Consider the following 15,742-nt stretch of genomic DNA (forward strand, 5'->3'; position numbering starts at 1 on the left):
ATGCCTAAAAGGTTTCTAAAGCGTATGAATCCCGTCAGGATAAAGGGAATTTCAGATGAGAACTTCAGTTAAATCTCAGAAAGCGTCTTGAGAAATTCCGGAGTAATCGAAAAGTCATATTCAATTCCAGACAAAGGATGTCTGAATTTGAGATAAAAAGCATGCAGACATAATCTTTCACATTTATTCATAACAGCCTCAGATGCATAGAAACGGTCTCCAAGAATCGCGTGGCCTGTCTGTGCCATGTGTACTCTTAGTTGATGTGACCTTCCTGTAATAGGTATAAGCTTTACTGCACTAATATCTGGGTTGTTATAATCGTTACTTATAAAGCTGTTGTCTAACCTTCTGTATAGAGTTCTGCATTCTTTTCCCTGTTCAAAATCAACGATCTGCAATGGTCTGTTTTCAATATCACAGCGTAAAGGCAGATTTACTTCTCCTTCATCAGGAATGATTCCGTCAACCAGGGCAACATATCTTTTGGTTACAGTTTTCTGATTGAACTGTTTACCAAGATTAGATATTGCATCCTTTGTCAGTCCAACCACCATAATACCCGAGGTATCCATATCAAGTCTGTGTACTGCCATGGCATCAGGATGCATTGTCTGTATTCTTGAAATAATACTGTCGTGATTTTCAGCAAGGCGGCCTGGTACGCTTAGTAGACCAGAGGGTTTGTTGACGACCATAATATGTTCGTCATGGAAAAGAATATCAAGAAACGGTTCTTTAGGGGGATTGTATTTAAAACTGTCCAAGGGAGATCCTGAATGCATGAGTGTCTGTCCACCCATGCATATATGAAAGGGATTTTATTTCTTCTCGAAGGTTGATGCTGCAATAACCTTCTCGGCATTGGTTGCAGGAAGCTGCAGTCCTAGTTTCTTAAAGTCTTCAGCCATTAGCTTATAGGCTTTTTCGCAGTACTCAGTGTCATAGTAGGTATAGATGATTGCCTGACAGTGCCGGATTGCGGAAACCAGAGCTCCTCTTTCCTGATAGTAGCTGGCAATAGCCCACTCTCTTTTTGCAAGCTGAGTCTTGATGTAGACAAGACGATGATAGGCATCAGCGGCATATGGAGAATCTGGATATCTGTCAATCAGATCCTTGAATGCCTTATAACCGTCAAAGTAACTCTGAGGATCTTTCTGAGAACGGTCAAATCCTAAGAAGTCCTGAATTAAAGATCCATGCTTCTGCATCTCGTTTAAGCCTTTCATGTACAGAACGTAGTCGGTGTACTGTGAATTAGGGTTTAAACGCAGAAATCTTTCGATAGCAGCAGTAGTCTCTGCTGGTTTACGTGATTTGTAGTTAACGTAGATTAGATCCAGCTGAACCTGATCGGTAAGTTCTCCAAAAGGATATCTTGAATCAAGAGCCTCTAGATAATCTCTGGCCTTTGAATAATCACCGGATGCTGCCATCTGTCTGGCTTTTGCATGTAGAGCTTCCTGAGATAAATCTGGAACAGCATCTTTTTCAACTTTGTCTGAAGAACAGCCTGTAACAGCAATAGCAGCTGCAACCATAAATGGCATGAGAATCTTCTTAAACATCAAATTCAGCCTCATGTTTTCTTTTTAATAATTAGATACAATTAAGTATTGTATATGTTATCTTATTGCTTAGTAAATATCTAATCCAATTTATTAATAGTGAGCGTAGCTCTGTTGCAGATTGATATTGATATGAATCTTCAACTAAAGCTTAGTCTAAGCACAGCCTACTTTAAAAAGTAAACTTTGCTACGTTATGAAAGAATGGATAAAATCTAAATAGTTACGTCAGGATGTTCTACCTAGTTCTGTCCTCTAAGGTCTATGATTAAACAGTTTACACGTTTAAACAGTGTTGTAGACAACAAACCTTTCAATAACTTTGACGAAGGTAGCATTTAACAGTTTTGCAGGATCTGGCTTACAGCAAAAAACTGCAACTTTTTAAAGGATTAAATATGGTTTATGTTCTAAATTGCAAAGGTGTACCAATCATGCCGACTACTCGGCACGGTATGGTAAGACGTTTGCTCAAAGAACATAAAGCAAAGGTAGTTAAAAGGTGTCCATTTACCATTCAGCTTAGTTATGAGTGTGCAAACATTACCCAACCGATCACACTTGGTGTAGACACAGGATATGAAAATGTTGGTATTTCTGCATGTACTGAGAAAAAGGTTCTCTTTGAAGCTAAAGCTAAAATCAGAACTGACATTGTAAAGCTCTTGTCTGCAAGAAAAGAGGCAAGACGTACTCGTAGAAATAAAAAGACAAGATATCGCAAAGCTCGATTTCTAAACCGAGGTATTGAAAAAGGTTGGCTTCCTCCATCTATCAGAGCAAAAGTAGAATCTCATTTGGGACTAGTTGCAAAAGCTCACGAAATTCTGCCTATAGGTAAAATTGTCGTAGAAATTGCGAGTTTTGATATTCAGAAAAACAAGAATCCTGATATCAAAGGTGCTGAGTATCAGCAAGGTGATCAATTAGGATTCAAGAATGTAAAAGCTTATGTCTTAGCTAGAGATGGATGTACTTGTAGATGTTGCAAAGGTAGGTCTAAAGACAAAATTTTGCGAGTTCACCATCTTGAATCAAGATTAATAGGTGGTGATGCTCCTAACAATCTCGTGACTTTGTGCAATTCGTGTCACACGAAATTTCACAAAGGTTTGATCTCTTTAGATGACATTAAAAGAGGTAAATCTTTTAAAGCTGAAACATTCATGGGATTGATGCGAAATTTCTTTTTCAAAGAATTTTGCAATAAATATCCATGTGTTAAGAGTACCTATGGTTATATAACCAAGCACTTAAGAGAGAAATATCATTTAAAGAAAGATCATCATGTTGATGCTCGGTGTATTTGCGGTGTACCGCAAGCTTTACCAAGTAATGTTTATCTGATTAAAAAAGTAAGATGTCATAATCGACAGATTCATAAGTGTACCACTTTAAAAGGTGCTCGAAGAAGACTGAACCAAGCTCCGTATACGGTAAAAGGTTTCAGACTTTTCGATAAGGTTAAAGTTGGTGAACAAGTTGGATTTATATATGGAAGAAGACAATCTGGATCGTTTGATGTTCGAACCGTATACGGTGAACGTATCAATGGTTCGATAAGTTATAAAAAACTGCAATTAATTGAAACTCGTAAAAGTTGGTTAATAGAAAGATGTTAAATCAATACAATCTTATAACAGATCGGTGCGCTTATGGCTGAAAAAATTAAATACATAGTAACTGACGAGCTTCACGGCAAAAGACTGGATGCCGCCTTAGCCTCATTTGATGATACCAATTCAAGAAGTACCTTAGGCGAATTCATCAAGAACGGTCTTGTCAGTGTAGACGGAACCATAACCAAAAAGCCTAGCGTAAAGGTAAGTACCGGACAGGAAATTGAGGTTGATCTTCCTGAGCCTGAGAATCTTGATGCGGTACCTCAGGATATTCCTCTGGATATCATATATCAGGATGAGGATCTGATTGTCATAAACAAGCCTGTCGGTCTGGTTGTTCATCCTGGAGCAGGTGTAAAGGATGGAACTGTCATGAATGCCATGCTTTATCATTTCCCCCAGACTGCTCAGCTTGCCAGAGCCGGTATTGTCCATCGTCTGGATAAGGACACCTCCGGTCTGATGGTGATTGCTTTGTCAAAGTATGCACAGATCAAGCTGGTTCGAGCAATCAGTAAACATGATGTGGTTCGTGAGTATGAGGCTATCTGTGAGGGACTTATTACAGCTGGTGGAACTATAGATAAGGATATCAGCCGTGATCCTCACAATCGTACCAGAATGGCTACTGTATGTGACGGTATGGGACGAGAGGCGGTAACTCATTACAGAGTTATGGAGCAGTTCCGTGAACATACCCTTTTAAGACTTCGTCTTGAAACAGGTAGAACACATCAGATCCGTGTTCACATGGCTTCAATTGATCACCCTCTGTTAGGCGATGGTACATATGGAATCAAGAGACTTCGCCTTATGAAAGGTGCTTCAGAGGAACTATCTGAGGCTTTAAGAAACTATCGTCATCAGGCTCTTCACGCAGCTCATATTGAATTTATTCACCCAATAAAAGGTGAGCCAATGTCCTTTGATGCTCCTATTCCGGATGACTTTAACAGACTGATTGAACTTCTGCGTGAGGATGAGAGAGTAAATGGCGAAAAACTGTAGTTCTATTGTTGAGGTCGAGAATTTTTTAAACGGTATTTATGCGGGTTATACCGTTAGAGATGGTGGCAAAAGTGAAGTCCCTTATCAGGGCTTTAACCTTGGTCTGCACGTCGGTGATGATGAGCAGAATGTTCTTAAGAATCGTCAGCTTTTAGAGAAAGCTGTTCACAAAAGCATAGTCTGGATGAATCAGACTCATTCCAACAAAGTTGTGCTTTGTGACTATAGGAATGCACAGAGTGCCAAGGCGATGCTCAGAGGAACAGAGGCTGTAACTTTAGGTGTTGAGGCTGACGGTATTGTTACTAATGACAGAAATATTGCTCTGGCAGTGCTTACCGCAGACTGTCTTCCTTTACTGATGGCAAGTGAGGATAAAAAGGTTATTGCAGCTGTTCACTGTGGCTGGAAAGGACTTAAGTCAGGAATTGTTAAGAGCGCTGTAACCTTAATGAGAAGATGCTCTCTGGCAAATATCCACGCTTATATTGGTCCATGTATCGGTCCAAAGAGTTTTGAGGTTGGAGCTGAGGTTTTAGAGCAGTTCTCAGAGACTTTCCCTAAGGCAAAAGAAGCTTTTGTTTCAAAGGATAACGGCAAATTCCTATGTTCATTGCCTCTTCTGTGTTCTCAGGCTTTAACTCAATGCGGTGTTAATAACATCGTTTTCAGTGACGAGGATACTTACACGAACGAGAAGTTTTACTCCTATCGCAGAGCAAATGTGACGGGACGTATGGCTTCGATAATATCTATCAATTAAAAATTATCCCTCCTCTTTAAAAATTGCAATAAGCCCCCATATTCATATATAGACAAGATAAGTAAACTGAAAATATATGAATATGAGGTATCAATCATGCGTTTAGACAGATTTACAGCAAAATTCCAAGAAGCGCTTGCTGATGCTCAATCTTTAGCTGTAGGACATGATAATCAGTTTATCGAACCAATTCATGTAATGTCTGCTCTTTTAGCTCAGGAAGATGGTGCTATCAGACCTTTAGTGACATTAGCCGGTTCCGATCCTACTGCTTTGAAATTACTGGTAGATAAGGCATTAGAAAAGCTTCCAAAAGTATCCGGAGTAGGTGGTGATATTCAGTTATCAGCTCAGACCGGAAGATTACTGAATTTATGTGACAAGCTTGCTCAGAAAGCTGGTGACTCCTACATTTCATCTGAACTTTTTGTCCTTGCTGCGCTAGAAGGCGACAGTGAGCTTAAGGAGATTTTCTCCCGCTGCAACCTGACAACAGAAAAACTTAATGCAGCTCTAAAGGAGATTCGAGGCGGAAAGAAAGTTAATGATGAAAATGCAGAAAATACCCGCGGTGCTTTAAAGAAATATTGCATCGACTTAACCGAGCGCGCAGAGAAAGGCAAGCTTGACCCTGTGATCGGTAGAGATGACGAGATTCGCCGTACCATGCAGGTGCTGCAGAGAAGAACCAAGAATAACCCTGTTCTCATCGGAGAGCCTGGTGTTGGTAAAACCGCCATTGTTGAAGGCTTGGCTCAGCGTATTGTAAAAGGTGAAGTTCCAGAAGGTCTTAAGAATAAGCGTGTTTTATCCTTAGATCTTGGTGCTCTGATTGCCGGTGCCAAATACCGTGGTGAGTTTGAGGAGCGTCTTAAGGCTGTTCTAAATGATCTTGCCAAGGAAGAGGGTAAGATTATTCTCTTCATTGATGAGCTGCATACTATGGTGGGCGCAGGTAAATCCGAAGGTTCAATGGATGCTGGAAATATGTTAAAACCAGCGCTTGCTCGTGGTGATCTTCACTGTATGGGCGCTACTACTCTTGATGAGTATCGCCAGTATGTTGAAAAGGATGCTGCTTTAGAGCGTCGTTTCCAGAAGGTCTTCGTTGGTGAACCTTCTGTTGAGAGCACAATTGCTATTCTGCGTGGTCTAAAGGAGCGCTATGAGATTCATCACCATGTGCAGATTACTGATCCTGCAATTGTAGCTGCTGCAACTCTGTCCAACAGATATATTTCAGACAGACAGCTTCCAGATAAGGCTATTGATCTTATTGATGAGGCTGCTGCAAGTATCAGACTGCAGATTGACTCTAAGCCAGAGCCTCTGGATAAACTGGACCGTCGTCTGATTCAGCTGAAGATGGAACGTCAGACTGTTGCAAAGGAAACTGATGAGGCAAGTAAGAAACGTCTTGCTGCTATCGATGAGGAGATTGCTCAGAAGGATGAAGAGTACAAGAAGCTTACCGATATGTGGAATCACGATAAGCTGATTTTAGATGGTACTCAGAAACTAAAGGTTAAGCTGGATGCTGCCCGTCACGAGTTTGATGTGGCCAAGAGAAACAGCGATCTGAACCGTATGAGTGAGCTGCAGTACGGTATCATTCCTACTCTTGAAAAGCAGATTGCTCAGATTAATGAGGCATCTGGCACCGGTTCTGATACTCAGCTGGTTCGTAACAAAGTTACAGATGCGGAGATTGCCGAGGTGGTTTCCAAGGCAACCGGCATTCCCGTATCAAAGATGCTAGAGGGCGAACGTTCAAAGCTTCTGAGAATGGAAGACTCTCTGCATAAGCGTGTGATTGGACAGAGTGAGGCTGTTGAGGCTATTGCCAATGCCATCAGACGTAGTAGAGCAGGACTCTCCGATCCTAACCGACCAATTGGTTCCTTCATGTTCCTAGGACCAACCGGTGTAGGTAAGACAGAGCTTTGTAAGGCTTTAGCCGAGTTCCTGTTTGATACAGAAAAGGCTATGGTTCGAATTGATATGTCTGAGTTTATGGAAAAGCACACTGTCTCTAGACTGGTTGGTGCGCCTCCAGGATATGTCGGTTACGAGCAGGGCGGTTATCTGACTGAGGCTGTACGTCGCAGACCTTATTCAGTAATTCTGCTAGATGAAATTGAAAAGGCTCATCCTGATGTCTTCAATATTCTTCTGCAGGTGCTGGATGATGGCCGACTGACTGACGGTCAGGGCAGAACCGTTGATTTTAGAAATACCGTTATCATCATGACCTCAAATCTTGGCTCAGCAATGATTCAGGAGGAGAGTGGCAAGAGTGATTATGAGGCTATAAAAGCAAAACTGCTGAATATCCTTGAACAGAACTTTAAGCCAGAATTCCTTAACCGTGTGGATGAGACCGTGGTATTCCACCCTCTTACCCATGAACACATTAAGAGTATTGCTAAGATTCAGCTTGAGACTCTGTCCAACAGACTTAAGAATGCTGGATTTGAGTTGTCTCTTGGTGACAGCATTTACGAGAGAGTTGCTACTGTTGGTTTTGATCCTGTATTTGGCGCAAGACCTTTACGTAGAGCAATTCAGAATGAAATTGCTGATCCTCTGTCTAAACTATTGCTGTCAGGCAAGATTCCTACCAACAAGGCATTGAATCTTGAGATCGATAAGGATGGTAAGCTAAGCTGCAAGGCTGTAAAACAGGCTTAATAGCCTGTAAGGTATCCCGAAAACTAGTTTGTCTGTTTTCGGGATATTATTTACTCATACCTCTTAACAAATTTGGCTAAAGGATCTTTATAGTCATCATCCTTAACTAGAATATGCATCTTAGGCAAGTCTGGAGCCTTGCAGTGAGGCATATCCCTTCCAACTTTCCCTTCTTTGTAGATTTGCTGATGTTCTCCAAGATATATAAATGGCATGTGACTGAATAGGTCAGGAACTTCGTCAAGGAAGTCATTTATGACATCCATTCCCTGATTGGCTAGCTCAATACAGGCTTTTTCATCTTTGCTATGGTAAAGCATTCTTGATATCTGCATGAAGAAAGTCTGAATTGATCCTTCTAAGGCTGCTCCATAAAAATAGGTTGAAGGTGCAGTTTTCAGATAGTACATAACTTCTGATACCGTCTCCATGTTCTTTATGTACTCAACTCGGTTGTCTGGTTTATTCTGAATAATTGCCTTTAACCTGTCACAGGTCTGTTTAAATATTTCCTTATCAAAGGCCTTGATAAGCTGGTCTTTAGAAATGTTTATCTTTGCTGTTTTTTCTTCTGTGATATATGAGAAAAATGCTTTTTTATCTATAGTTGGGAGTCTTTCAAATATATCGTATAAATCCTCACTGTGAACCGGAGTTGCCTGTTCCTGTAAGGCTCCATCAGAACAGTTATGACAGACAAGATTCTTTCTGCAGAGTTTCTCCATCTGAAGCACAAAATCCATATTTCGACGTGCCATGTCAAACAGGTACCCAGTCTCACATTTGCCTCCAAAATTACCTTGAACGGTCTTGGTGATGGCATAGTTACCTCCGGTATCACCAACACCTCGTTCCTTATAGAGGGAGGTAAATTCAGAGTGCATGGTGGTACTGCCTAATTTCTTACCGTTATCGAGACCAAAGAGGTAGAGATTTTCAAATCCAAGAAATATCGCACCAGATAGTCCCATATTTCCCACAAGAGGATTCATAAGCTGCAGATACTGAACTTTTCTGTACTCAGGAAAATTCATGGCAAGATATGGATATAAAGGCTCATCAGGTTTGCCGAAGATAGCAGTATGCTTAAATTCGTTTAAGGTATTAGGGTGGCAGACATCTCCTGTTAAAAGCACAATGTCATCAAAGAACTGCTTATCCGGAATAGTACTCAGCGCCTGCTTAATCTGAGGTGTTCTTTCTGTATTAGCGTAAAAATCTGGTTTTATTCCGGCATGGTACAGTGCATCTATCGCGGTTCCGCAGGCAATAATGATAGCCTTATCCTGATACTTTCGTATAAAAGGAATATCGTGATCTAATGATGGTCCTGAGCCGATAATAAAGACTGGTTTGCTTTTGTATTCCTCTTTTAATGGGGTATTCAGAACAAAATTCTTCTGGTTCAGAATTGCGTAGCATCCATGCGAGGCTCCGAAAAGATGATCATCGGTAAAGCCCATGGCTGCATTTATTGAGCGGTAATGTTTATCGAATAATGAAATGAATTCTTTTACTTTTTTATTTGAATAATGAGTAAAGCCAAGCCATGTTCCTGAAAGAAATCTTCCATGACGATCATAAAAACGTTCAAGATCAAGAAAGAATTGATCGGCATTCTGTCCAATCATAAGGTGAATGCCTAGTTTGTTTTCAAAGATGTAATCCAGAAAAGGGGCCCATTCAAAAGCCTGAAGGGAGGCATAAAAGATATCGGGATTAGGTTCAACGATAATCAGATTGGCGATTTCCACCTGATTATAGAGATCCGCTAAAGGATAGCCTAGACCAATTCCAAGCATCACACAGTTTGGAAGAGACTCAATCTGCTTTGGAGTTACACTATTGTCTCTGATTTTTGACTGTTCTATTTCAATCAGACGGTTATTGTATTTAAAATGCAGCTGTCCGTATGGATCGTATTCAGTTTGATATCTTAGCTGGGAAATTCGTGTATTGTTGATGATTTTATCAATCTGATTTTTGGATAATTCAAAGGGATTGTCTGTTTTATAAAGTATGTCGTTGTTATCAGTGAAAATCAGATTAGGAATCTCATTTTTCAGGCAGAAAAAATCCATCCTGGTTTTAGGTTTATAGTTTTCAAACTGCTTTGCAACCTCAGGAATATATTTTTTGAAAGCCTCAATATTTCTTTGAAAGCGGTATGCCAGATCCTGTTTCATAACAAGCTGAAGTTCTGTGATTTCATGAAGATCCTTCAGACTCTCTACGAAGATATCCGCATATTTCTTTTCTAGCTGTTCTAATTCTGTATCCTTATGTACAAAAGGATTGATGCTTTGTTCTGTCATTTAAATTTTTTCTTTAAATTTGAGATAGTTATTCGCTTCTAGTATCATAGCATTTATTCGGGTTCAGCGTTGTAGACCTTAGTCCAAAAATGAATAAGAAAAATCAAATCTACATTGGAGTTTGTATCACTTGGTTCTTGTAAACTAGATAATTAAGAATACTCTCTCTTTGAGAATTACCAGCAGTTGAATGAAGATAGAAAGGCTTGGGATTTATGCAGAATAATACAAAAGATGAAATCAGTTCTTTAAATAATCAGGAATTATCCGCTCAGAATCTTGAAGAACTAAAGGAAATCCAGTCTCAGATGTATCAGTTCCTTGAAGAGCGCTTCTGCCATAATCTTGAGACTTTTAAAAAGTATTATCCTGATATAGCCAAAAGATTTGATAAATATACTCCTGTTAAAAGCTTTGAGTTCTTCTGTTCTCAGAACGGTATTCCTAACCTTATTTTTACTAAAGAGAATGAGTTCTTCTATAAAACTGAAGATCCGATAGCCTACTGTCAGGAGGAGATGGATAATTTCCTTGCTACTGCAAAAGTTCAGCAGACTAAATATCAGTTGGAATTTGACCCTTATGGTCAGATCCACTTTAAATACAGTAATCAGGCTGTAGAAATTGAGAACTCTCTTCCTCGAAATAAGGAACTATTAATCAAGGATGTTAAATCTTTTCCAAACTGTCTAATGATTGGATGTGGTCTTGGTTATCATCTGGCAAGACTGTATGAACAGGTGGAAATTGAGAACCTGGTACTGGTTGAACCTGATCCAGATCTGTTCTATGCCTCAATGTTTGCCTTTGACTGGTGTAATCTGCTTGAATACCTTCATGAAAGTGATCATCGCATACATTTTATTATTGGCGTTACCCTTGATCAGCTGTTTTTAGATATTGAGGCTTCCTATAAGAAATCTGGTCTGTTTTTATCCGGCTCATGGTTTACCTATATTCATTACATTAACGATGAAACCAGGAAGACTTGGGATGAGATCAAAAAACACTTTGATCAGATTCACGAAGCTATTGGTTACTTTGACGATCACCTTTTTGCTACAAGTCAGGGCATTGAGCTTATCAACAATAAACATAAGTTTGTTTTAAATAAGCCTTTAAAGAAAGAATATAAGGATTTACCTGTATTTGTTATCGGAGCTGGTCCGTCCCTAGATCACGATATCCCTTTTATAAGAAAATATCAGGATAAGTCGATTGTTATCGCCTGTGGTACTGCAATCGATTCACTGTATCACGCAGGAATTAAACCTGATTTTTATGTAAATCTTGAAAGAACCTTTAATATTGGAGATTCAACACTTGGCGTTATTCCTGATCAGAAGTTTCTTCAGGACATAATAATTGTTTCCTCAGATACCTGTCATAGGAACACTCTGAAATATTTTAAGAACTCGGCTATTTTTGCCAAGAATGATGAACCTTTTTTTCCTTATTTAACCGCATATTATCCTGAGCTTGAAAAAATACAGGAGATAAAGCTGTCAAATCCTGTGGTGGGTAATGCCGGTCTGGCTTCTGCCATCTATTTTGGTTTCGAGAACATCTATCTTTTCGGAGTTGATAACGGTAAAAAGATAGGTACTAACAATATGCACTCATCCTTTACAACTCTGTATGCAAACAGGGGAGTTGTAGATAATGCAGGACCTTATCAGATAGAGAAAGTTCTGCCGGGTAATTTTGGCGGACAGTGCGAGAGCAGCCACTTTTTTGCGATGTCTGGACACAATATAGGTTTCCTGCTGCAGATGGAGAAACTTAATAACGATAAGCTTACCTGTCATAACTGCTCGGATGGTATTTTTATGGAGAATACTATACCTACTCATTCTGAAGATCTTGTAAAAGAGTTTTCCTCCAAGCCGGATATTGATAAACAGAAGTTCTCTGAATATGTAATAGGGGTGAAGACTGTAGAACTGCACTTCTCTGAACATGCGTTCAGTAAGCTCTTTGATTCTGTGAAGTTTAATGAAATCTGTCAGAAATCTATTAATATGCTTGATAATCTGCCTGATAATAGAGTTGATTATATAAAGAAGATGGTAAAGCTTTCAGAATATATCTATGATCTCATGAACCACAGAGAAACTTTCTACTATGGTTCTGTCTTAAACGGAAGTATTCAGAATCTGTTTATTCTGGTTTCACGAGCTCTTTATCATTGCGCAGACGAGTCAAAATGCATAGAGGGAGCCAACAGGATTATGAATCTGGTAAAAGATTTTCTGAATGAAGCTCAGGTACTGTTTTCCTATCTGCCGGATTATGTCATGTGGGAGCATAGAAAATATTTTGAAAATGGAGTCGTGGGCAAAGATACTTCTTATGGAAAAGCTCCTCCATTTCCAGGAAAGATCGAGATTATCACGAAGCAGTTTGACGATCCTCTGAAAACATTTGTTAAGAAATATGAATGAGGCGTTTAGAGGAGTAAAACTAAAAAGATGCTTAACTTGATGGTTGAGCATCTGGTTTTGTCGTCAAAAGATGCTCTACTTCGAATCTCAGCATCAGAGTCTGGCATCAAATGATGCTTAACTCGGTGGGTGAAATCAGCTTCTGTAAGAGCCTTTTTGCGAAAACACTGGCTTATAGGCAGTAATCTGTCGTTTGCTCTTGGCTCCGTTAAATACGCAGGCTATCTGGAGAAGTTCTCTATCTCCAAGATTCTCAAGGCCATAGCCCTTTTCTATGATCTGATTTTCTGCCTCTTCAAGTTTCTTTTGCTCTTCACTTTCTTCTGTTGTGTACTTCAGTTCAATCACCACCCTGCGTTTTGGGAAGTTTACAAGAATGTCACTTCTACCCTTAGAGTTATGCTGTTCTACTCTTACATCATGATCTTTTCCTAAAAGGTATACTTGTAGCAGAGCTCTTAGAACAGATTCGTCATTTACAGGATATTTATCATAGGATAAAGCTGCTAATACGCTGTTGAATAGGGTGATGATATCTTCAGTAGTGCCATGTTCAAGAACATACCTTTTGCCATTGGCGTATGGAGAAACATTCTTTTCAAAGACACTTAGACTTAAAAGTGAAAATAAAGCCGATCTTACCTCACGGTTCGCTGCACCTAAGATAACATCCTCATTTCGATCTATTTCTGATTTTAAAGTCAGGTATCCAGTCTGACACATCAGTACACTCTCATTGATCTCAATAAGGGAAGTTGGGTTCATAAAATCATTATAGGGAATTGAAATTTCTGAAGTTAGAAGCTTCTCTATATTAAGATCATGAGATTTCATGTAGTTCATAAGAATAGATGGTAGACCTCCGACGTCGTACCAGTAATCCCCAAACCTGACCGTTCTTTTCTCATATATATCCTGTAAAAAGCCATTAACAGAATATGTGGAGAATACTTTATTATTATTGAATTCATCAAAGCAGTAGCTGTCATAATGATCAGCCATTCTATCGATAATATTTTCTATTTCAGAATCTGTAACGCTTTCTGGTGCTTTGTTTTTCTCAAAAGCTACACCAAGTTTGAGATAATCTAAATAGAAGTGTTTTATCTCATCGCGAGTGAAACCTATCAGCTTAGAATAGGCACTATTGTAGCTTAAATCCTTAATATCAGAACCAACAGAGAAGATTGATACATCCTTGAGTCGGGTTACTCCTGTTACAGCAAGGAATCTAATCGCCTTTTTACCCTTTATTGCTCCATAAAAATCTCTGATACAGATCCTGAACTCCTCGTACAATTCTGGATTATTAATATTGGCTGTCAGCTGACGATCATATTCGTCAATAAGAAGAACGATCTGCATCTGATCTGGCATGACTGTAAAAATATTTCTTATCAGATTACCCGGCTCGTTGTCGTCAGTATAGTCTGTAATTTTGTTGAGTCTTGCGAAATCACGAAGTGGCTGACATAAACTTTTTTTAAATGCATCTAAATCTGTAGCAGAGTATTCAAGAAAACTTAAATGAAGAACATGGTATATATCCTGATCCCATTTATCGTAAATCCAGGTACCTTTAAAAAAAGGTTCAACTCCTTTTTCAAAGAGAGTCCCTATGGTGTTAAGTGTAAGCGATTTTCCAAAACGGCGAGGGCGTGAAAAGAATACTCTCTCATGATTATTTATCAGATTATATATATATTCTGTTTTATCTACGTAGATATATCTATCTCCAAAATTTTCTATATTCTCTGATACTGATATTCTTTTCATTGTCAAACCTCTGATCTGTATAAATCCATTATACAGGATTTGTTTTCTTGTTTATTTTTAAATAGGTGAACTTGCGGAGTAACGCTGTACTTCTTCGGTCGAATTCTTCGGCAGAATAAGTGTCGACAATAGGATATTCTTTGATAAAAATAGTATCAGACAGGATCTATAACAAGCTGTTTTATAACATTTTAAATGTTGATGTTACTATGAAATATACATTATGTGAGATTTTTCTCAATGGGGACAGATTTACTTTTATGTACTTAAAAGTACGTGAACTTGGCAGGTGAAATTAGGCTTCATGTAAGATTTTTTTTCTGTTCTTTTAGCTTTATTGGTAATTGTTAAATATTTAGTACCTAGTTCCATCCCCGCATAAATAGTACGATCTTAGCAAATTATTAGTTTGCTAAGGAGTCACTATGAGTAGCATAGATCCCGATGTAGTTAAAAATATTGTAAAAGATATTATAACCTCACAACTGTCTTCGTACCAAATCGCCTATAAATATCATTTGTCAAAGAATACTATTGACCGCCTTGGTCTCTCTCATCTGGGTGAAGTTATCTACAACCAAAAAGAGAAACTAGCTTTTGAAGCTCTGATTGAACAAATCAAAGTGCTAAAGAATCAGGGATTCTCTGTAACTAAGATGTATGAGCATCTAGGTATCTCCAAATAAACGATGTTTAAGATCGTTAACAGGTATGAAACTGATCGTAAGGAGCAGGTTCAGGTTATCTCAGTCGAGCATCCAGAGTCCAATCAGGAGATTTCTGAGCAGACCTCACTTTTCCCTCTTATAGAAAATGGAGAGTCAATGAGGCGCAACAACTTTTACAGACACAATAGATACAGGAACAATGTCAGCTCAGATTCTGATTACGCCCGAATCCAGTTGAATGGCGTTCAGCTGTCATTTAATCCCAAACCGCCACAAATCTGGGAGACTGTTAACAAGATTATGAGCTTGATGCAGGAGTAACCCATGTCAATATTATCATCAACCGGAAAAATCGTCCTTATAAAAGAGCCTGTCTCAGGTCGTTTTGGTATGCCACGCCTGATGGCAAAGCTTGCCTCTAATTCTTTGAAGGATAATTGGGACGGTGAATCAGAAATAACTATCATTACTTTTAACGGGAAAAGATCTATTGCTAAGGTCTTGAAATACGAGATCTCGTATTTCAAGACCTTACAGATTGTCCTCTTGCGGTTAAACGTCACCAGCGTGATTTCTTTTGTCGGATCCCTGTTTATTCCTATATAGTGACAGCTCGGATGTCAAGCATTTTGTAAAACTTTTTGACTAGCGCTGTCCCTTGCCGAACTTTAATCATAACTTATTGTTTATTCAGGCATTGTTTGTCTGATTTTTATTCATTTCCAGACAATAAAAATATATTGGAAGCTAATCCAATTATATCTTCGGTTAGGATCAATTGCCTATAGGCAGGATCAATCTTTCTGCTATAAATTTTCCTTCTTAAGGTAACGCATCCTGTATTTTGAACCATTTACTTTCGGTCTATTACCTACAACAAATGA

At 39.0% G+C, this 15,742-nt stretch carries 12 protein-coding genes; 8 read left to right on the forward strand and 4 right to left on the reverse strand.

Annotated features, from left to right (window positions below; all coding sequences use genetic code 11):
• Positions 1–68: 68 nt before the first annotated feature.
• Both BM308_RS02860 and BM308_RS02865 read right to left on the reverse strand, forming a co-directional pair.
• A complete protein-coding gene (locus BM308_RS02860; protein ID WP_306704935.1) occupies positions 69–767 on the reverse strand; it encodes a pseudouridine synthase in 699 nt (232 codons plus the stop codon).
• 54 nt (positions 768–821) lie between these two features.
• Positions 822–1,571 carry an outer membrane protein assembly factor BamD gene (locus BM308_RS02865; protein ID WP_177214404.1) on the reverse strand — a complete coding sequence of 250 codons (750 nt, stop codon included), beginning with the start codon at positions 1,569–1,571 and terminating at the stop codon, positions 822–824.
• 398 nt (positions 1,572–1,969) lie between these two features.
• Here BM308_RS02865 and iscB point away from each other — a divergent pair, with 398 nt between their 5' ends.
• The 4 genes from iscB (at position 1,970) to clpB (ending at position 7,655) form a co-directional block, all read left to right on the forward strand.
• Complete coding sequence (iscB, locus tag BM308_RS02870) at positions 1,970–3,193, forward strand: RNA-guided endonuclease IscB (RefSeq protein WP_074942784.1); 1,224 nt, start codon at positions 1,970–1,972, stop codon at positions 3,191–3,193.
• Between the two features lie 33 nt (positions 3,194–3,226).
• The gene (rluD, locus tag BM308_RS02875) at positions 3,227–4,201 is read left to right on the forward strand and encodes a 23S rRNA pseudouridine(1911/1915/1917) synthase RluD (protein ID WP_074942785.1); all 975 of its coding nucleotides are present in this window, start codon (positions 3,227–3,229) and stop codon (positions 4,199–4,201) included.
• Positions 4,185–4,964: a peptidoglycan editing factor PgeF gene (gene pgeF / locus BM308_RS02880; protein ID WP_074942786.1), complete on the forward strand. Its 780-nt coding sequence runs from the start codon at positions 4,185–4,187 to the stop codon at positions 4,962–4,964. The genes rluD and pgeF overlap by 17 nt, the downstream gene beginning before the upstream one ends.
• Positions 4,965–5,060: 96 nt before the next feature.
• Entirely contained in the window at positions 5,061–7,655 is a 2,595-nt protein-coding gene (gene clpB / locus BM308_RS02885) for an ATP-dependent chaperone ClpB (protein ID WP_074942787.1), read from the forward strand.
• Positions 7,656–7,705: 50 nt separating this feature from the next.
• Here the strand turns inward: clpB and BM308_RS02890 are convergent, their stop codons facing one another.
• Positions 7,706–9,970, reverse strand: coding sequence for a motility associated factor glycosyltransferase family protein (locus BM308_RS02890; RefSeq protein WP_074942788.1), 2,265 nt, complete (start codon positions 9,968–9,970; stop codon positions 7,706–7,708).
• A 215-nt stretch (positions 9,971–10,185) separates the two neighbouring features.
• Between BM308_RS02890 and BM308_RS02895 the strand changes: the two genes are divergently transcribed.
• Positions 10,186–12,414 (forward strand): motility associated factor glycosyltransferase family protein, encoded by a 2,229-nt coding sequence (locus BM308_RS02895; RefSeq protein WP_074942789.1) that lies wholly within the window; start codon positions 10,186–10,188, stop codon positions 12,412–12,414.
• A 135-nt stretch (positions 12,415–12,549) separates the two neighbouring features.
• On the opposite strand, the gene BM308_RS02900 is transcribed toward BM308_RS02895, so the two are convergent.
• The gene (locus BM308_RS02900) at positions 12,550–14,190 is read right to left on the reverse strand and encodes an AAA family ATPase (protein WP_074942790.1); all 1,641 of its coding nucleotides are present in this window, start codon (positions 14,188–14,190) and stop codon (positions 12,550–12,552) included.
• Positions 14,191–14,615: 425 nt separating this feature from the next.
• Between BM308_RS02900 and BM308_RS02905 the strand changes: the two genes are divergently transcribed.
• From BM308_RS02905 to BM308_RS02915, 3 genes are read left to right on the forward strand one after another with little or no spacing between them, the layout of a single operon-like run.
• Positions 14,616–14,876, forward strand: coding sequence for a hypothetical protein (locus BM308_RS02905; protein WP_074942791.1), 261 nt, complete (start codon positions 14,616–14,618; stop codon positions 14,874–14,876).
• Between the two features lie 3 nt (positions 14,877–14,879).
• A complete protein-coding gene (locus BM308_RS02910; RefSeq protein ID WP_074942792.1) occupies positions 14,880–15,179 on the forward strand; it encodes a hypothetical protein in 300 nt (99 codons plus the stop codon).
• Between the two features lie 3 nt (positions 15,180–15,182).
• Positions 15,183–15,464 carry a hypothetical protein gene (locus tag BM308_RS02915; protein WP_074942793.1) on the forward strand — a complete coding sequence of 94 codons (282 nt, stop codon included), beginning with the start codon at positions 15,183–15,185 and terminating at the stop codon, positions 15,462–15,464.
• Positions 15,465–15,742 lie beyond the last annotated feature (278 nt).

It is taken from the genome of Succinivibrio dextrinosolvens (assembly GCF_900116345.1).
GTDB classification, from domain to species: domain Bacteria; phylum Pseudomonadota; class Gammaproteobacteria; order Enterobacterales; family Succinivibrionaceae; genus Succinivibrio; species Succinivibrio dextrinosolvens_B.